17 protein-coding genes are annotated in these 19,724 nt (G+C 48.3%); 14 read left to right on the top strand and 3 right to left on the bottom strand.

Annotated elements, in window-relative coordinates:
- Nucleotides 1-5 precede the first annotated feature (5 nt).
- The 14 genes from ACJJI5_RS20605 (at nucleotide 6) to glpQ (ending at nucleotide 16,412) form a co-directional block, all read left to right on the top strand.
- Nucleotides 6-1,226, top strand: coding sequence for a hypothetical protein (locus tag ACJJI5_RS20605; protein ID WP_445355072.1), 1,221 nt, complete (start codon nucleotides 6-8; stop codon nucleotides 1,224-1,226).
- A 102-nt stretch (nucleotides 1,227-1,328) separates the two neighbouring features.
- A complete protein-coding gene (locus tag ACJJI5_RS20610; protein WP_445355073.1) occupies nucleotides 1,329-2,885 on the top strand; it encodes a tetratricopeptide repeat protein in 1,557 nt (518 codons plus the stop codon).
- Between the two features lie 273 nt (nucleotides 2,886-3,158).
- On the top strand, nucleotides 3,159-5,249 hold the full coding sequence (locus tag ACJJI5_RS20615) for a PEGA domain-containing protein (RefSeq protein ID WP_445355074.1): 2,091 nt from the start codon (nucleotides 3,159-3,161) through the stop codon (nucleotides 5,247-5,249).
- A 9-nt stretch (nucleotides 5,250-5,258) separates the two neighbouring features.
- Entirely contained in the window at nucleotides 5,259-5,468 is a 210-nt protein-coding gene (locus ACJJI5_RS20620) for a hypothetical protein (RefSeq protein WP_413664372.1), read from the top strand.
- 24 nt (nucleotides 5,469-5,492) lie between these two features.
- Entirely contained in the window at nucleotides 5,493-6,287 is a 795-nt protein-coding gene (locus ACJJI5_RS20625; protein ID WP_282934287.1) for a MotA/TolQ/ExbB proton channel family protein, read from the top strand.
- A 38-nt stretch (nucleotides 6,288-6,325) separates the two neighbouring features.
- On the top strand, nucleotides 6,326-7,630 hold the full coding sequence (locus ACJJI5_RS20630; RefSeq protein ID WP_413664371.1) for a hypothetical protein: 1,305 nt from the start codon (nucleotides 6,326-6,328) through the stop codon (nucleotides 7,628-7,630).
- Nucleotides 7,620-8,702, top strand: a complete 1,083-nt coding sequence (locus ACJJI5_RS20635; protein WP_444892779.1) for a vWA domain-containing protein — start codon at nucleotides 7,620-7,622, stop codon at nucleotides 8,700-8,702. The genes ACJJI5_RS20630 and ACJJI5_RS20635 overlap by 11 nt, the downstream gene beginning before the upstream one ends.
- Nucleotides 8,699-9,703, top strand: a complete 1,005-nt coding sequence (locus tag ACJJI5_RS20640) for a VWA domain-containing protein (RefSeq protein WP_445355075.1) — start codon at nucleotides 8,699-8,701, stop codon at nucleotides 9,701-9,703. Before ACJJI5_RS20635 ends, ACJJI5_RS20640 begins: the two co-directional genes overlap by 4 nt.
- 23 nt (nucleotides 9,704-9,726) lie before the next feature.
- Nucleotides 9,727-10,389 carry a hypothetical protein gene (locus ACJJI5_RS20645; protein WP_282934292.1) on the top strand — a complete coding sequence of 221 codons (663 nt, stop codon included), beginning with the start codon at nucleotides 9,727-9,729 and terminating at the stop codon, nucleotides 10,387-10,389.
- 12 nt (nucleotides 10,390-10,401) lie between these two features.
- Nucleotides 10,402-11,064, top strand: a complete 663-nt coding sequence (locus tag ACJJI5_RS20650) for a hypothetical protein (RefSeq protein ID WP_444892778.1) — start codon at nucleotides 10,402-10,404, stop codon at nucleotides 11,062-11,064.
- A 30-nt stretch (nucleotides 11,065-11,094) separates the two neighbouring features.
- A complete protein-coding gene (locus ACJJI5_RS20655) occupies nucleotides 11,095-12,558 on the top strand; it encodes a M48 family metalloprotease (protein ID WP_444892777.1) in 1,464 nt (487 codons plus the stop codon).
- A 100-nt stretch (nucleotides 12,559-12,658) separates the two neighbouring features.
- Complete coding sequence (locus ACJJI5_RS20660) at nucleotides 12,659-14,290, top strand: long-chain fatty acid--CoA ligase (protein ID WP_444906427.1); 1,632 nt, start codon at nucleotides 12,659-12,661, stop codon at nucleotides 14,288-14,290.
- 459 nt (nucleotides 14,291-14,749) lie between these two features.
- Nucleotides 14,750-15,169 carry a hypothetical protein gene (locus ACJJI5_RS20665; RefSeq protein WP_445355076.1) on the top strand — a complete coding sequence of 140 codons (420 nt, stop codon included), beginning with the start codon at nucleotides 14,750-14,752 and terminating at the stop codon, nucleotides 15,167-15,169.
- A 154-nt stretch (nucleotides 15,170-15,323) separates the two neighbouring features.
- On the top strand, nucleotides 15,324-16,412 hold the full coding sequence (glpQ, locus tag ACJJI5_RS20670; protein ID WP_445355077.1) for a glycerophosphodiester phosphodiesterase: 1,089 nt from the start codon (nucleotides 15,324-15,326) through the stop codon (nucleotides 16,410-16,412).
- Between the two features lie 45 nt (nucleotides 16,413-16,457).
- On the opposite strand, the gene ACJJI5_RS20675 is transcribed toward glpQ, so the two are convergent.
- From ACJJI5_RS20675 to ACJJI5_RS20685, 3 genes are all read right to left on the bottom strand, one after another.
- A complete protein-coding gene (locus tag ACJJI5_RS20675; RefSeq protein WP_445355078.1) occupies nucleotides 16,458-17,237 on the bottom strand; it encodes an enoyl-CoA hydratase in 780 nt (259 codons plus the stop codon).
- Between the two features lie 215 nt (nucleotides 17,238-17,452).
- Nucleotides 17,453-18,373: a dimethylarginine dimethylaminohydrolase family protein gene (locus ACJJI5_RS20680; RefSeq protein WP_445355079.1), complete on the bottom strand. Its 921-nt coding sequence runs from the start codon at nucleotides 18,371-18,373 to the stop codon at nucleotides 17,453-17,455.
- A gap of 88 nt (nucleotides 18,374-18,461) precedes the next feature.
- Nucleotides 18,462-19,709: a Zn-dependent hydrolase gene (locus ACJJI5_RS20685; protein WP_444940041.1), complete on the bottom strand. Its 1,248-nt coding sequence runs from the start codon at nucleotides 19,707-19,709 to the stop codon at nucleotides 18,462-18,464.
- Nucleotides 19,710-19,724 lie beyond the last annotated feature (15 nt).

Here is a 19,724-nt window from a genome sequence, read left to right on the forward strand (position 1 = left end):
CCGATATGTCGACCAACCAAAAAACCCGACCGGTTAAGTATCAGTTCATAACAAGAGTCGCAGCATTTTTTCTAATTCTTGTTGTTATCAATGGTTGTACCACTACCGAAGTCAGAACTACCGCATTTACTCCGCTAACAATCGAAGATAACAATGTTCCCGAAGAGAGACTGCTGGATGTCGGCGTTATTCAATTCAATCCAGGTCTCGATACAGCACAAGCAGATGAAGATGAGCTTGTTTTTCCCGAGCTTCGTCAAGCTGAATCCCGCTATATGGCTGTCACCCTTGCCGATTCATTGCAGTCCAGCCTGGGGTGGGGAGCTGTAAGGGTTATTCCATCGAGCCGCACCAATATTGATGTGACCGTATCCGGGCGAATTTTACAATCTGATGGAGAAAAGCTGACGGTGGAAATCACCGTATCCGATTCCCGGGGACAGTTGTGGTTTACCAAGCAGTATTCAGAGAACGCTTCCCACTATGCCTACGACCGAAAGCACCCTACTGAAGGAGATGCTTTTCAGGGAATCTATAACCGTATTGCTAACGATATGCTGAATTACCGACAAAAGCTTTCAAATCAGCAAATCGTAGAGCTGCGCACAATTTCTGAGATACGGTTTGCACGGGATTTTTCTCCCCAGGCATTCAATCGCTATTTAACTCAAAGTGCTGAGGGTGTCTATTTTTTAAGTGCTTTACCCGCAGAGAATGACCCCATGTTACAAAGGGTAAGAAAAATACGGGAAAGGGATTATCTGTTTGTCGACACTCTGCAGGAGTACTACGGCACCTTCGCCAAAAGTATGGAAGTTCCCTATCAGGAATGGCGAGCCCGCAGCTATGAAGAAGTAAGGGAGATGCGAGAGTTAAAGCGCAAAGCCCGCAATCACACAATTATGGGAGCAGCAGCCATTATTGGAGGTATCGCAGCTGCTGGCGCTGGCACTGGAAGCGCTCAGGCAGCTGGGCAGGTTGGAATCGGTGCCGGGGGCTATCTTGTTAAAAGTGCATTTGACCGAAAATCCGATGCCAAGATGCATTTGGAAGCTCTGCAAGAATTAGGAGACTCCATTGAGGCAGAGGTAGAACCGCAAATTGTTGAGCTGGAAGATCGCACTATTACCCTCACAGGTACTGTTGAAAATCAGTATCGGCAATGGCGGGAAATTCTAAAGGAAATCTATGAAGCCGAAACTGGCGCAGTCAGTAACAGCATTTAAATTACGTTAGAGGTACCCAAAAAGCACGCTAATCAATGTGATTAGTTATTACTGAATACCCAACATCTTCACTGGGTCATTGAATAACACGGCGGAATCACTATGCAGCACCGCGATAACTCCAAGGAAGATACAGTTCATATAGAGCCCGCAGAATTCACATTCGGCGGAGAGGAAAGCTCTAAATCCCCTAAGTCAACGACTGCCAACACTATTCATCAACGGGAGCAAAGGTCCTACTGGCCCGCCGTTCTTGGAGTGATAATGGTAAGCGCACTGGTCGGTGTATTTTGGGGGCTTCCTCAGGTTGTAAAACCACCAAAGCGTTCAGCCGATACAATTGTCTCCGCACAGCCTGGAAACAGCGCAGCTGTGGAGAGCAACCAAAAATCTCCTTATAGCGATGCAGAAATAATGCAGCAGCGCAGGGAGGTTCAAAAGGTTCTCCAGGAAATTCTTGAAATCAAAGAAGAGCTCAAAGATCGAAAGGTAGAAGTATGGGCTTTTGAAGAATTCTATTCTGCTGAAGACTTGGCTCTAAAAGCTGATGAAATTTATCGCAAACGCAATTTCATGGCAGCGCTCGAAAAATACCGGGAATCACTCCAGGCATTAGAGTACCTGAAAGATAGTATTCCCGAGCGTATTGAAACGCATATTAGTGAAGGTAATCGAGCTCTGAGTCAGGGAGATAAGGATTCCGCCAGCGATGCTTTCAAGATGGTATTAACCATATCCAATAACCATCCCAGAGGCCTTAAGGGTATTGAGCGAGCCGACAAACTCCCCCTCGCTTGGTGGCACTTAACTCAAGGAACAAAGGCATTTAAACAGGCCAAATTGGATTTGGCTCAGGAACAGCTCAAGAAATCTCTCGCGATCGACTCAGAAACAGCCGATGCTCAGGATCTATTAGCAAAGGTTGAGGGTGCAATTACAGAAAGGGATTATCAAAGCGCGATGTCATCTGGCTACGGTGCAATTGCCGAAGAAAAATTTGAATCGGCAAAATCCTATTTTCATCGAGCAAAGAACTTAAAGCCAACAGCAAAAGCCCCCGATATCGGCTTAGCACAGGCACAAAATGAAGCTGACAGAGTGCAGATAGAAAAACTCCTCCAACAAGCCCGCATGGAAGAAACCAAGGAAGAATGGCACAGAGCCCTAAAAAGTTATACAGACCTGGTCAAGAAGGACTCTAGCCTGGTGGACGCAATAACAGGCAAGGCTAGAGCTGCTGCCAGAGCAAAGCTGGATGACCAGTTAAAAGACTTAATTCAAGATCCATTAACCCTTGGCGAAGGTAAAAGGAACTATTTTGCCCGACAAGTACTAACAGACGCTCGCAAACTCAATACTAAAACCCCAAGGCTGCAAAGACAAATTGAAGACCTTGAAAATGCCCTGACACAAGCCCTGATCCCCTTGCCGGTTAAATTCAAGTCGGATCGAACCACCAGTGTCACCATTTACCATGTAGGGAAATTAGGTAATTTTGACCAAAGGGAAATCGCGCTGAAACCTGGGCGCTATATCGCCATTGGTACCAGAGAAGGTTACCGAGACGTTCGCCAAGAGTTTGTTGTAAAACCAGGTAAGCCCACAACGGAAGTTGTTATCCAATGTGCCGAAAGGATAAATGGTGCCAATAATAGTTAAATGAGAGAACCCAGACAGCAGCATAAACTCTAAAAATAAGATTTTCCGTAATGAGCTGCGATGACAACAGACACCTCGTTGAGCTGAGCGAAACGAGGTGTTCTGTGACAAACACCCTATAAATCCCCATGCAGATTACGCCAGCAAGCTAAGCTTTCTGCAGATAGAAAAATGTGTACCCACCTTTGGTCAGGCTGACTGAGCATAAAGCGATGCGTGCCAAACCAATGCCATTGCGAAAAATCTATAAGTACCAGCAATAGGGAAACATAAATGACAGTGAAGGAAGCAGTACCTGTCCAGGATGAAAAGCCGCCAGTTCAGGAACAAAGCCTGATTGAGCCAGTTGGATTCACCCCGGTACAAATAAAATCTACCCGCGCGCGACTCTTTCTTTCTAAGCGAGCATTGACTGTCGCAGGTTGCCTTTTACTCGCTATTTTTGCACTCAGCTATCTGATTATGGCGCGGTCATTAATCTTTGATACCAACCCGGTTGATGCCCGCATCAAGGTCAGTGGGTTCGCCATTCCTCTGGGCGATGGACATTTGGTTTTACCTGGTAATTATCAATTCACGATCAGTGCTGACGGCTATTTGCCCCAGAGTGGCGAAGTCGAAGTAAAACGTGACGGGCACAGTCGCCACTCTGTTTCCCTGGAAAAACTTCCAGGCCACCTACAGGTTAAAACAACGCCCCCTGTACCAGTAAAAATCCTTATTAATGGACGGGAAGTACCCAATAGAAATGGTCTTGTGGAAGCAATCAACGCAGGTCCTATGCGTGTGACTGTCCTATCAGACCGGTACTTGCCGTTCACCCGTGAAATCAATGTTGAGGGGCTAGACAATACCCACACACTGGAGGCCGCGCTTCGACCGGCCTGGGCCAATATCACCGTCAGCAGCAACCCTCCCGGGGCCACGGTCACGGTTGAAGGAAAAGTTCTCGGCAGAACACCACTGACCACTGAATTAGTTCAGGGCGACAGAACCGTGTCCATTTCACTACCGGAACATAAAACTGTCGATATTCCTGTCGCTGTTACAGCCGGTGTCGATCAAACGCTAGCAACCGTCAGCCTGGGACCCGCTGATGGACTTTTACGCGTTGTTACCACCCCAGAGGGAGCGGGAGTGACAGTCAACGGAGAGTTTCGCGGTCATACCCCACTGGAACTGGAATTGGCCTCCGGCCACAGGCATAGACTTCGCTTCTTCAAGGATGGCTACGCCTCTATTGAGCACACAGTTGACCTCGGTGCTGGAACACAGCGGGACCTGAATATAAACCTAAATGCTGTGTACGGCAGGGTTCACATCAGTAGTGTCCCTCCAGATGCGGAAGTTTACATTGATGGTCAATACGCCGGGAACAGTGGACAAACTTTCAACCTGCCAGCCCGCAGCCATAACATTGTCGTACGTAAACAGGGCTACCAGGAATTTGACACTCGTGTCATTCCCAGCACCAAACTGGAGCAAACTGTCAGAGCGGTACTGCTTACATCCGAACAAGCGCGCTGGAGAGAAACCCCATCAACTTTGCGTCACGCAGCTGGCGGCACCATGAAACTCATGCGCCCCAACGCCGTATTTACCATGGGATCATCCCGGCGAGAACAGGGGCGGCGGGCAAACGAGGTTATGCGTCAGGTATCTCTAAATCGGCCTTTCTATATTGGGACCACTGAAGTTACTAACCGGGAATATCGGCGTTTCAAGCGCCTGCATACCTCAAGCCATATAAATGGTGTCAGTCTCGACAATGACAATCTGCCAGTTGTAAATGTCAGTTGGGTAGAGGCAGTGCTATTTTGTAATTGGCTCAGTGAAAGAGACGGTCTCACACCGGTCTATTTGACGGAAGCCGGGCGTGTTGTCGGCTTTGATGGCGCAGCCAACGGTTATCGTTTACCGACTGAAGCCGAATGGGCCTGGGTTGCACGATACGATCAAGGCACCATGAAAAAATTCCCTTGGGGAAATGAGCTACCAATAAAGAGCAATTCCGGAAACTACGCAGATACTACTGCCACAAAACTAGTTCCTGCAGTCCTTCGCACCTACAGTGATCGTTACGCAGCTACCTCACCGGTAGGTAGCTACAGTCCTAATGCTTTTGGTATTTATGACTTAGGTGGAAATGTCTCTGAATGGATTCACGATCTATACACGATAGGGACCGGGTTATCCCGACGTATCGAAGAAAACCCTGTCGGTCCAGAGGATGGGGACTTCCATGTAATACGTGGTTCCAGTTGGCGTCATTCGGGGTTGACTGAGTTACGCCTCTCCTACCGTGATTACGGAGAGTCCGCTCGTAATGATATTGGCTTCCGCCTTGCCCGCTGGGTGAATTAGGAGACTAGTGTGAAATTTTTATTACTTACTTTACTGCTTCTATTTATCAACTTCGCGTACGCAGAAGATGAAAACAAGCCGGAAGAGAACCAACAAACAGCGGCAGTAATCCCCAAGAAAGAAGCACCAATAACTAGGAATAAAAGTAATTCAGATGACTATAAGGCCTCGGAAGAAATCTCCGAAGACTTATCGGTTTCCTTTCCCGTAGATATATAGAAATAGCTTCTAGCGAGTATCGCCATGAAATTTAAATCATCGGATTTTGTCTTCCAGGTCTTTGCTCTTCTGGGGTCTATTATTTTGGTCCACGCGATTTATGTCGCCATTATTCGCCCTAATGCAGATGCGCTAATTGAGGAGCAACTGGCGAGGGAGGCCGCTGGGGAAACCTACGTTCAACAACGCTCTATCTACATTGTGATGCGCGACTATGAGCAAGAGGCCTGCTTTGTTCTGATGTTGTGGGCAATGGCCATTATGGGACTGAAGGCACAGAGAAGCATTCGCGAGCGAAAATTACTGGACAAAGCTCTACTTAATATCAGCGAGGGAACTCCTATTCTTCCCGAGGATACCCGTGATTTATCCCGCCCGATACAAGCCCTTCCTGAAGAGGAACGACGATATTTAGTTCCCAGGGCACTACTCACCGCCCTGCAGAGATTCGGTTCTACCAAGAATGTCGCCGCCGTTTCCAACTCTGTAAAAGAGGTTTGCGAAACTGAGGGAGACAGACTCGATTCTGAACTGGCAATGGTTCGCTATATTACCTGGGCTATTCCATCTATCGGATTTATTGGCACGGTACGAGGTATCGGCGAAGCATTATCACAGGCGCATAGAGCCGTGGAAGGGGATATAGCTGGCGTGACGGTAAGTCTGGGGGTCGCGTTTAACTCTACCTTTATCGCCCTGGTAATTAGTATCGTCATTATGTTTTTCACTCACCAGCTACAACTCATGCAGGAGCGCCTGGTGTTGGATACACAAAGTTACTGTGACAACCGCTTACTGCGTTTCCTGAAAATCAGCTAGCGGTTTTACCTGAATAAGTCGTAGCGAGGAATAAACCCATGGGACAAGGCGTCCTGGAAATAAATGACTGCGGATTACGTGTATTTTCAAATACTAACGAAGTACTGGAAAGTCCTGGAATTGCAGTTATTGAACACAATAAAATTCATATTGGTACCTCAGCTCAAATGCGTGCCAGAAGCCATCCGACTCAGGTTAACAACCAGTTTTGGAGAAGACTGAGCCTCGAGTCGCTAAAGTCAGAAAATCAACGCTGCCGCCACCATGCCGACTTGGTCTACTGCCACCTTCAGGAAATAGCGGAGCACTGTGACCTTCCCGATGAAATTGTTCTCGCTGTTCCCGGCAATTTTACCCACGAACAACTGGCCTTACTTCTGGGAGTTATTAAAGTCAGCGATATCAATATCGTAGGCATTGTTGATGCAGCAACCGCGTGCCTGGGTAATTTGGCTCCTGCAGGAATCCAACTGCATATCGACCTACAACTCCACCAGACACTGGTAACAAAGATTGCTGTGGATAAGCAAGCCACGGTGAAAACGGTAGAAACTGTTGCCGACGCAGGACTACACAACTTCCAGGAATCCTGGGCTCGCGTATTTACCGATGCATTTATTATGCAGTGCCGATTTGACCCTCTCCATTCAGCTGAATCAGAACAGCAACTCTATGATTTGATGCCCCAGTGGACTGATCGAGCGATGCGTCACGGAGAAGTTCTAGCTGAACTTGATGATCGAACAGCAAAGATCAGCCTGCGGCAGCTTCAAGATGCAACAACCCCTCTCCTTTCTCGTATACGAGCAATGATTGAAAACCTGGAGGAAAGTCAAAGTGTGAGTTTTATCTCCCATCGCTGGGCTGATATCCCAGGGGGAATTCAATTGGCCCAACGTGTACATCTTCTCTCAAGAGACTCCATTGCACATGCCATCAATCATCGCTGGAAAGAATTACGCAGTGATAGCAGTACATTGAAACTGATCAACTCTGTCACTGCCCTCCCCCCCAACGAGGTCAAAGTGCATGTAGAGAAATCCTCAGAAACCGTAGCGACACATTTACTTTTTGGCCACAAGGCACTGGCCGCCCAGGAACCTCTATTCGTTTTCTGGCATGACGAGAAATTTCAAGTCACCCCAACACCACCGGAGCACCCTGCCGCAACAGTCACAAATCATGCCGGCAGACTTGCTTTGCGGGTGGATGCTGGAATTCAGCTCACACTCAATGGAAAAGAGATTGAGTCACCCGTTAATCTCAATGCCGGCGATACAATTGGAGTTGCAGATTATCAAGATGTGATAACTGCGATTAGCGTGGAGCGATATGGGGCGTAAAAAGCGTCGTTTTTCCACATTTAGCCTGTCCTTCCTCGATATCATGTCCTGTGGTTTTGGGGCAGTAGCGTTAATTTTTCTTATTATCAAACACGGCTCCGATCACCAAGTTGAAGTAGAGACTGAAGATCTCACTGCCGAGGTGAACCTTCTGGAAGAGGAGGTGGAATTTGGACAGGAACACTTAGTTCAAGCCAGAAATACTCTGGATATCGTTAGTGATGAACTGGTTGAGGCTCAAGGGCTTGCCAGACGCATTTTGGAGCAAATAGAGGAAACCAAAGGCAATATCGCTGAAATCGACAGTATCGATGAAGAAGAGGATATCAAGAGGCTACAAGATAAACTCAAAAAACTGGAGCAGGCGAAAAAGAACCTTGAGGAAGAAAATAAAAAGCTGGGAAATAACGTTCGCAAATTTGTCGGTGATGGAGATCGTCAATACCTCACCGGCCTGCGCCTAGGCGGTAATCGCATCCTGATACTATTGGATTCATCGGCGTCTATGCTCGGCGACGAGCTTATTAAAATAATACGCGCCCGTAACATGTCTTCACCGGTAAAACGCAAAACTGAAAAATGGCGCAGGGCCGTCAGCACAGTCTCCTGGCTTACTGCTCAGTTTCCCAGAGATAGCCAATACCAGATCTATACTTTTAATACCTCTTTTCGTGCCGCAATAGCCGGTACAGAAGATCGCTGGCTCAATGTGGATGACCGCGACCAGTTGGACCAGGCTATCAAGGGGCTAGATGAAGTAGTGCCGGAAAATGGTACCAGTCTAGAGAGAGTATTTAACGCTATTAACGCTATGACGCCACTGCCCGACAACATTATTCTCATTACCGATGGGTTACCGACCCAAGGGATGAGTGCGCCCAGAAAACCCACTATTTCGGGTAGAGACAGGCGCAGTCTATTCAAGCGCGCGGTCAAAGTGCTCCCCAAGAATATTCCCATCAATGTCATTCTTGCCCCAATGGAGGGGGACCCATTTGCGGCTAGTGAATTTTGGAAGCTGGCGATGCAAAGCAAAGGCTCTTTCCTTGCACCTTCGAGGGACTGGCCATGATAGGAGCACAAAAAAAGCGTCGCCAGGAGGAGTTCAGCATTTCCTTCCTGGATGTTATCTGCTGTGGATTTGGCGCAATTGTTTTGCTGCTGATGATCGCCAAGACTGCAGAACCGATTGTATTAGAGGAAGCTGAAGTTGACCTCGAAGGGCAGGTATTGGAACTACAGCAACAGCTGGCAGAAATCCGTGGTGAGACCACAGTTATCAACCGGGACCTAAATTCCAAGCGAGAACAAATCGATATTGAGCGCAAGAGAATTGCCAACCTGCGCGGTGAGTTGGAAGCACTTCAAGCAGAATTTGCCAGTAAAACCGAAGGGCAAAGTGAGGATGGCAAACTCAAAGGTGAGCTGACCATTGCACTACAATCCATCACTGATGAAATGCGTCGCCTACTGGGCGAGAACTACCAGCGTAAAAACAATGTTATTGGCGGAATCCCTGTCGACAGCGAATACATTCTCTTCATTATCGACACCTCCGGCAGTATGTTTAATTACGGCTGGGACCGAATGATGGCGGAGATGGTCAATACTCTAGACCTTTATCCCAATGTTAAAGGTATCCAGGTCATGAATGATATGGGGGACTATATGTTCTTCAATTATCGAAACAAGTGGATACCTGATACCCCAGGGCGCCGCCAAGCGATACTAAAGCGGTTGAAGTCCTGGAATCCTTTTAGTAACTCCAGCCCTGTTGAAGGTATCCAGAAAGCCGTCCGCAGCTTTTATGATCCCAGTAAGAAAATCAGTATTTATGTGCTTGGCGATGAATTCACCGGAAAATCAATCCGCAGGGTTATGTTAGCTGTCGAACGGGTAAATACTAAGCACGGTGAGGGAAAACGAAATATCAGAATCCATGCAGTAGGATTCCCTGTACAGTTCTCTCGCCCTCCACACCTACAAACCACAGGACTGCGCTTTGCGGCCCTTATGCGCGAACTCACCTATCGAAACGGCGGCACTTTCGTGGGGTTGAATGACTTTCGCTAGTTAAATGATTCAAGGAGGAACATATGAGGTATAGGTCGACTTCCTTTGGACACCTAAAGGTACTTATTCTTGTAAGTTTCTTCCTGGGTGCTTGCAGTCATACAGTACAGGTGGATGGCAATTACCCTGCCCCAATAGGCGATCAATTGCCAATAACAGTAGGCTTCTACCTCAGTGAGGACTTTAAAAGTTTCACTTATAAAGAAGACAGTGAAGATCGTGAAGAATGGAATATAAGCACAGGCAGAGCACAAAAAAATCTGTTTGAAACAGTATTGGGTTCCATGTTTACCGATACCGTATCTCTATCCAGTTATCCACAAGAAGTCCCCGCCAATGTCGAACTGGTGATAGTTCCAGAAGTGCGAGAGCTGCAGTTCACAATGCCCAGAGAGACAAGAGTCAATATTTTTGAGGTATGGATTAAATACAACATGACCGCATTTGACCCCAGTGGCGGACAGGTTGCCAACTGGGTAATAACCGCATACGGAAAAACCCCTACCGCATTTTTACAGTCCCAGGAACAGGCATTAACTCAGGCGATAAATATCGCCCTGCGCGATGCCGGAGCAAATCTCTATACCGGGTTTGGGAAAGTTCCTGAACTACAGGCCTTTCTCTCTGGGAAGCGCCGATCGCTATCACTGAGAGAAATCAAGGTGAAAGCCAAAAAGGCTGAATAAGAGGAGTAAATCGTGTTCAAGCCACTTCTAGTTGCAGCGATAGTCTTTATTAGCGGTTGTACCACTGTCGTAATTGATGAGTATCGACGCTCCGATGGTGAGCTTGCCGAAGGAGATTCCGTCGTCATCCTCGGCCGTCGTCATTCCAGTGAATATGAAACAGAGCCTGATTTAATTGCTTGTGTTGGTAGAGAACTACACAACCCTGAGTTAGGTGTAAACATTATTCCAGAGCAAGACTTTGTCGATCTTATGTACCCCTGGTTTGAACCCAGGACAGCACCTATGCATGTTCGCTCCCTAGATCGCCTGATGGAAAATGAAAGTGTCCGTGAGCGAATGGAAACCTATGGAGTGAAGTACATCGTCTGGATTGATGGTTCGACGGAGACCACAGCCAGTGCCGGCTCTATCAGCTGTACCATCAGTACCGGGGGTGCAGGGTGCTTTGGCTTTGGGACCTGGGATAAAGAATCTGACTACGAAGCAGCAGTATGGGATTTCAGGGACCGCGAACTGTCTGGGAAACTTAGCGCAGATGCCAAAGGAACCTCCTATATGCCCGCAATCGTGGTTCCAATACCACTAATCGCCAGAGTCCAGAATAATGCCTGTAAAGGAATGGCGCTGCAGCTCCAACAATTCTTGATGCCAGCAGTAACACCCAGTTCATAAAAATTAAGACGCTACGGGAGGCCAGGGGTAATGAAATTTATCGAGCGTGTTTTTGCCAGCGCTATCCTAATACTCAGTGCAGGCTGTGCATTTAACCCTGCCACCAATAAGCCTGACCTGGTTCTAATGTCTGAGGACAAGGAGATCTCCATCGGTCGGGAGATGCATGAAAAGCTGATAGAGAGCACTCCAATCTATAAAGACCCAGTCCTAACCGCTTATGTTAATCATGTCGGGCAAAAAGTTGCCGCCGCCAGCGACAGACCGGATATCAAGTACCAATTTACGATCATCGACAGCCAGGATATCAACGCATTTGCCCTTCCCGGTGGGTATATCTACATCAACCGAGGCCTTCTAACTTACCTGCACTCAGAAGCTGAAATGGCCGCTGTACTAGCTCATGAGATTGGCCATATCACCGCCCGTCATGCGGTAAGGCAAAAAACAGCTGCGACCGGAGCCAGCGTTGTATCAGTATTGTCAGTTTTGGTTACCGGTAGTGGTGTAGTCGGAGATGTTGCAAATTTATATAGCACCGCTGCAGTGAAGGGTTACGGCCGCGAGATGGAACTGGAAGCCGATCGCTTCGGCGCCCAGTATATGTTCAACGCTGGTTATGACCCCCAGGCTATGATCAATGTTATTGGGCTATTAAAGGATCAGGAGACATTTGCCCGACGCCGTGCCCGTATTGAGGGCAAGAAACCGCAAACTTACCACGGTGTTTTTGCATCTCACCCTAGAAATGACCTTCGCCTACAGGAAGTTGTAAACGCTGCGGGCCAGCTTCCCGAAGATAACAAAGAAACCAAAGTAGAATACTATCGGGAAAAAACAGATGGCCTTGTGTACGGACAAAACACACAGCAGTCCACTAAAAATCGCTACAATCACAAGCGGCTGGGCTTCTCCCTTTTATTTCCCGATGGCTGGTTGGTAGAAAATCAACGTTCAGCCATTGTCGGCTCTGCACCTGATAAAAGTGCACAAATTACCATTACAGTTACCCAACGCGATGGCAACCAGCCCGCTGACATGGCTCTGCGCTCAGAGTTCGATCTACGACAACTGGAGAAAGGGGAGAAACTCAATCAATATCGACTTGAAGGCCATACCGGAAAAATTCCACCGCTTGAAAAAGAGGATGCAGATCCAGACAGAATTGCGGTAATTTTTTATGGTAGCAGACAATTTGTACTGCAGGGAAAAGTCACAAATGATGAAGACTCAGATCCAGAAGCTATTGATAAATATGACAATTTATTCCTGACCAGCATTAGAAGCTTCAGGCCGCTACGACAAACTGACATTGTAGAAGAGAAGGACATCAAACGCTTGCGCTACGTCCAGGCCAATGAAAAAACTACTTTTGCCTCCCTGGCAAAACATATGGAAATCGGCGAATATGCAGAGGAGCAATTACGCCTCTTAAATGGTTATTATCCCCGAGGAGAACCCAAGCCCGGAGAATGGATAAAGATCGTTCAATAATTTTATAAGAAGCAGCCCCTAATCCTTTTTCTATCACCCCCCAAAATTTTGGAGGGTTAGTGTCTATCTGAAAATAAAAGATAATAATAAGGAGTAAGTGATGAATGGCATGATGATGCAATCCCAGCTCATCCTCACCGGTATTATGAAGCATGCTCTAAGCAACTCACCGGATAGTGAGATTGTTTCAGTTACCTTGGATAACCCCGATTTTCGTTATAGCTATCAACAAGCTTTTGAGCGAGTCTCGCAATTGGCAAATGCACTACAAAAGCTTGGAGCCAATGATGGAGATCGAATTGGTACTCTTGCCTGGAACGATCACCGGCATTTTGAACTCTACTACGCAACTTCTTGCAGCGGGCTCGTTTGCCATACCATTAACCCCCGGCTTTTCCCTGAGCAAATATCTTACATTATTGAGCATGCCACAGATCGATGGCTGTTTATTGATCCACTATTTATGCCCCTAATCGAATCTCTGGCAGAATATCTAGATTCGATTGAAGGCATCATTGTGCTAACTGATAAAGCACATATGCCCGCCACAAGCCTGAGCAATGTTTACTGCTATGAAACATTGATTGCAGCAGAGCCCACTGAGTTTCAATGGCCTGAATTAGAGGAAGAGAGTGCAGCAGCACTCTGTTATACATCAGGCACAACAGGCAATCCCAAAGGGGTGCTTTATTCCCATCGCTCTCTGATGCTGCATACCTACGGCGTATTGATGCCAGATGTCTTTGCGATTAGAAGGGACGAAGCCATATTGCCTGTTGTTCCCATGTTTCACGTCAACGCCTGGTCAATACCCTATGCGGCACCGGCTGTTGGAGCAAAACTCGTGTTACCTGGCCCCCAAATGGGGTGTGGAGAAACGCTCAGTCAATTAATTCAAAAGGAAGCCGTTACTATCGCTGCCGGCGTTCCAACCGTTTGGCTCGCCCTGCTCAAGTACCTGCGGGAAAGTGAAGAGACCCTACCCAGCTTGAATCGAGTAGTCGTGGGTGGATCGGCTTGCCCCTGGAGTATTATGGAGGAATTCGAGCAAAAGCATGGGGTATACACCCATCACGCCTGGGGCATGACTGAAATGAGCCCACTGGGAACCTACAATGCCCGCATACCTGAGAACCTCTCTAAAGACGAAGCACAGGCCCTCAGGCTCAAGCAGGGCCGAGCGGGCTTTGGGGTCGAGATGCGTATTGTAGACCCCGAGGGAAATACCTTGGCACAAGACGGGCTGGCTTTTGGAGCCCTTCAAGTGCGTGGTCCCTGGGTCTGTGAGCGCTACTACCAATCCAAAGAGTCAGCACTTACCGAAGACGGCTGGTTTGATACTGGTGACGTTGCCACGATCGATGCTGACGGCTACCTGACAATCACTGATCGCACTAAGGATGTTATCAAGTCCGGCGGCGAGTGGATTTCCTCTATTGAGCTGGAGAATTTTGCTATGACACAGGCGGGAGTAGCCGAAGCCGCTGTTATTGGGGTTGCCCATGAAAAGTGGGCTGAGCGGCCTCTCCTGATCATTGTTCCTGCTGAAGGCAAAACACTAAAAACTGAGGAGATTCTGGCATCCTTTAAAGGGCATTTTGCCAACTGGTGGATTCCCGATGACTGTGTCATTGCCAAGGAAATCCCCCATACGGCTACAGGCAAAGTCAGCAAAAAAGACCTTCGAGAAATCTATGCCGACTATCTATGGTCTCACGAAGCCACTGTGTGAAGGGGATTAAGACGCTTTTGGCAGGCATCATCGCGGCATAGCAAAGCGTTGCACTGTAATAACGCAATTTTACCTACCTCAAGTCTTGATTAAATTTTGACGGCGCCGAAATAGCGCCGTTTTAGAGTGCTTAACTTCCTGTTAATACCTAAACCAGCGGTTCCTCTGTAGGCGACAATCTTTGCTTGCTGACTATTAACCCTTATCGATTCATGGTTTCCGGGCTGACTGGATATCGGTTTATCTTCTATTGACTTACCTAGGCGCACTAGCCAACCAGAATTGTCTAGAATTATCTTGAGTAGAAGTATCTGACTGTGGATATCCTGGAATATCTCAGTCCATGTGAGAGGGAATAGGGAATTTACACTTCCTTGCGTTGGATGGCACTGGCTTACAATCTAGCCATTATCATACTCCTCACAGCAACGGCATTTACTCATTAACGAGGAAGTCACAATGAAGAAATTATTCAGTTTGGTAATCGCTGCAATAATTACCATTTCTGCAAATACCCTAGCTTGGGCAGATAATGACCATGCCGCACAACTTGCGGAGCGCTTAGAGGCAACTAAAGCCAAGCTTAACCTCTCTGATGAGCAGGTAGAAAAAGTAAAGCCAATCCTGGAATCAGCCAATGAACAACGCCGCCAAGTGCTTGCAAAATACGGCGTTAACATAGAAAGTCCCTCTGGCGCTATCCAAAAGATGAGCTTTCGTGAGAAGCGCCAGTTAGGTAAAGAAATGGCCGCTATCAGAAAATCTACGCTCAGTGAAATGTCCACCGTACTGACGGATCAACAATTAGCAGAGTTCAAAAAACTTCAAGAAGAAAATCGAGCAGCCTTCAAAGCCAAGCTTCAAGAGAAAAGAAATTAGAGTCACCAGGGTTCATAATGCCTATCAGATAGACGAAGCCGCGCTGAATAGCTCTGCGAAAGCCTCGCCCTGGCGGGGCTCTCGTATTCAGTTATATCCCTGTCATATTTCTCTGCTAGAAAGTGCCCCACAATTCATCACGGGCCTTTATCACATGTTAAAAAACATTCTATCAGTAGTGTTGATTGGCTTTTCTGTAGCCGCAACACTAACCTGCGCGGATAACTTTGATCAGAGAAATAAACAAACTATTGTGGTAGCTCATAGAGGTGCCTCTGCCTACCTACCTGAACACACCCTCGAATCCAAAGCGCTGGCTTACGGTATGCGTCCAGACTATATCGAGCAAGACTTGGTACTCAGCAAAGATGATCACTTGATCGTAATGCACGATATTTATCTAGATAGTGTAACTAATGTCGCCAACGTTTTTCCCCAGCGCGCTCGCGATGATGGTCACTTTTACACTATCGATTTTACCCTGAGCGAACTTAAGCAGCTTCAGGTATCAGAGCCCTTCATAGATAGTGAGGATGGACTTCAAGCAAAATACCCTGAGAGATTTCCAATATGGAAATCTAGCTTTAAGCTGTCCACCTTTGAGGAAGAACTGGAATTGATCCAGGGGCTTAATCGATCCCTGGGCTACGATATTGGCATCTACCCGGAGATTAAAAAACCCTACTTCCATCACTGGGAAGGAAAAGATATTGCCTCTATAGCCTTACAATCACTCAAGAAATACGGCTATACCGATCGCGATCACAAAGTTTTTTTCCAATGCTTTGACGCAGAAGAGCTCCAGCGAGTTAAATTTGAGCTGATGCCCTCCATGGGGATGGATCTATCATTAGTTCAATTGATCGCCGCTACCGACTGGGGGGAAAAATTGGTCGAAGTGAATGGAGAAATTGAAAAGTACAATTATGACTGGATGCTGCAACAGGGGGGCTTGCGCAAAATCGCCACCTACGCAGATGGGATTGGCCCCTGGTATCCTATGTTAATGGAAGTAACGGATGGCCAACCAAGAGCTAACAGTGTTGTCCGCCGGGCACACCGCAGACAGCTAGAAGTTCACCCCTATACCTTCCGCGCGGATACAGGCAAGGTTCCCGAAGAATTTGAAAGCTTCGAGGACTTCCTGCATTTCGCTGTATATCAGCTGCGCATTGACGGTCTCTTTACCGACCACCCCGACAGAGCCGTTAACTATCTTTCCCGGGGACATAGGGATCGTTAAAAAATGAAATCAGAAAAAAGGCCGCATAGTGCGGCCTTTTTTTACTTAATCAAACTTGGAGAAGTCCGCTGGTCTCTTCTCCATAAAGGCCATAGCAGCCTCTTTAAACTCATCAGAGGCGAGGCGCTCCTTAAAGTAACGGCCTTCGTCTTGAATAAACTCTAACCCTTTCTCTTGAGTTGCTCTGCGCAAAAGCTGCTTAGTTAAACGGAGGGCAGCCGGAGCTTTCCTCGCTAACTCAGCTGCGGCTTCACGTGCTCGAACTATGGCCTGCTCTGGCGCCACTGCGGCATTACAGATACCAATCTCAACGGCTTCCTGAGCACTAAAACGCTTGCTCAACAGTAATAGTTCAGAAGCTTTGGCATGGCCGGCGATCCTGGGCAACAAGTAGCTGGAGCCATACTCTGGACACAGCCCCAGGTCCACAAACGGCATCTGGAACATGGCGTCGTCTCCAGCAAAAGACAGGTCGCAATGCAACAGCATGGTCGTACCAATACCTACTGCGGGGCCATTAACAGCTGCAACTACCGGCTTGGGGAAGTGGTAAAGAGCACTCATAAACTGGAAAACCGGAGACTCCTCCCCTTCGGCAGAGCCGCCCAGGAAATCTGTCAGGTCGTTACCACTGGTGAATATGCCCTCAGCACCGGTAATAATCGCGACGCGAACATCCGGGTTTGTAGCTGCGTTATTCAATAACCCTGCCATCGCGGTATACATGGCCATAGTCAGGGCATTTTTGCGCCCGGGTCGATTAATCGTAATCTCGAGGATGCGGTCCTTAAGCTGAGCCTGAATTTCAGCGCATTCGCTTTGCATATTGTTCTCCGGGGTAAGAAGTAGATTGGGCTACTCTCAGTAGCCTAATTATGGAACCCCAACGGAAGCCACTTTTAATCCGCTGTAGGCCATCTATTTAGGAGATTCATATTAACCGCTACTCCCAGAGGTTCGAGTTCCTAATCAACCACTTTCGTTGACGGGATTAACCCGGTCACCAGTGACCGGGCCCTCTAGGTAACCAGCAACAGTAATCAAACTTTATTGGCTGAATCCCGGCGCAGAGGTTGGCACATACAATGAACGCCACCGCCCCCCGGAGTGATCATAGAAATATCCGGGTCGATAACTTCCAAACCATGTGCGCGACACTTCTCCGCCAGTCCGGTATTGGCCTTAGGTAGCATCACTCGATCGTTCCCCAGGGCAACGACATTCACTCCAAGCTCCAATACCTGCGGGAAGGGAATATCGATAATCTCTATATTTCGGCTTTTAAACCACTGCACCAGCTCCGGCTCAACAGCATCAACACAAATTGCTGCCAGCTTTTCCGCAAGCATCGCTACCATCACATCAATATGCAGGAAGAACGGATCGAACTGGTAGCCTTTAACTTCCCAGCCCTCTTTTTCCACCCAACTTTTCATCTGCTCAAATCCCTGCGGGCTGGTGCGTTCGCCGGAGTAGCCACACAGAATAACGCCGGGCTCTAGCACCATAAAATCACCGCCCTCCAGAGAGCCTGCGGTAATAATGTCGTAAATAGGGATATCCAGCTCTGCATACTTCTTCACTATGGGCGCCCACTCACCACGGCGCCAAGGGCTGAACATCTGTGTCACGATAGGCCCCCAGGGAGTCATTACTGAGGAGTCGCGACCGTAAATTTGGTAGGGCAATGTGCTGTCCGCTGGGATTAGGTGCGTATTCACTCCTGCGTGGCGGTAAGCATCGAGCATCTCTCCATGCTGTGCCATCGCCACCTTGTGATCAAACTTCATTCCGAGGCGCTCAGCACGTCGCGCACTCGCATTACCAGTGCGCCAACTGAAGTTATCCACAGGCCCAATTAGAACATCCCTCAGTACACCGTATTCTGAATCCATCCCCCATTCACTCAGGAGTGCCGTACCGCCGTTATCCTGACGGTGCTTCAAAGTAAAATTACTCATTCGCCTAAATTCCAACTTGTTATCAACTATGCCAAAACAAAGACAGTGCAACGCCGACAGTTGACAGAAGCACTTGTTTTACTGCTACTTAAGCCTGCTCCGCACTGTTTAGCATTGCGTGAAGCAACACATTACAACCCGCCTCAAGATGATCCGGCTCCGCCGATTCCGCTTCATTGTGCGACAGCCCTCCTTCACAGGGCACAAAGATCATAGAGACAGGGGCGACTCGGGAAACATATACGGAATCGTGCCCAGCACCTGAAACCATCTTGCGATTGCTATATCCCAAGGTCTGCACAGCACTGCTAACCGAATCAATGCAATGCTTATCAAAGGCGACTGGAGGTGAGTACCACTCTTCCCGAATATCGACTCTGGTACCTGTCTCTTCCTGTACTTTTTCAGCCGCCCTATACAAGGCTTTATGCAGATGGTTTAACCCTTCAGGTAACGGGTGACGGAGGTCCAGTGCCAGCACAACCTCTTCAGGAACTGTATTTCGGCTGCCCGGCGCCGCCCTTAAATCCCCACAGGTCATGCGCGCATCTTCTGAATACTCCCGGACTTCGCGATACATACGCTCGCACAGAATAGACATTGCTTGGACCGGATCACGGCGGTCCTCCATCGGAGTTGGACCCGCATGGCAAGGCGTTCCGTAAAAAGTTACGTCATACCAGCGAATACCCTGTACACCGGTGACAACACCAATTACCTGATCCTGTTTTTCGAGGATCGGGCCCTGCTCGATATGCGCTTCAAATGAAGCCTTAATAGCCCTCGGCTGAGCGGGCTCAGTACCGAGATAACCGATCCGCTCCAACTCTTCACCGATGGTGATGCCCGATTTATCCGCGCGGCTGTGCCCATACTCCAAGCTAAATTCGCCAGCCCAAACCCCGGAGCCCACCATTGCAGGAGAGAAGCGCGCACCCTCCTCATTAGTCCATACAACCACCTCTAATGGGGCCTTGGTCCTGATACCTTGATCCTCTAGAGTGCGCAGAACTTCCAGGCCGGCAAGTACGCCATATACACCGTCAAATTTGCCACCCGTGGGCTGGGTATCCAAATGAGAACCAGTCACTACCGCAGGCAAGCTGTTATCTGCTCCCGGTCGGCGGGCAAAAATATTGCCCATCTGATCCACTCTGACCTCACAGCCTATATCTCGGCACCAGCGCACGAAAAGGTCGCGCCCTTCACGGTCTTCATCTGTCAGGGCTTGTCGATTGCATCCGCCCGCTGGGGTCGCGCCTATCTCAGCAATTTCCATCAGGCTATCCCAAAGGCGAGAGCCATTGACACGTAGGTTTTGTGCTGGGTTTTCCATTCAAAGAGCTCCGGG

The organism is Microbulbifer maximicatervae (SeqCode) (assembly GCF_052467955.1).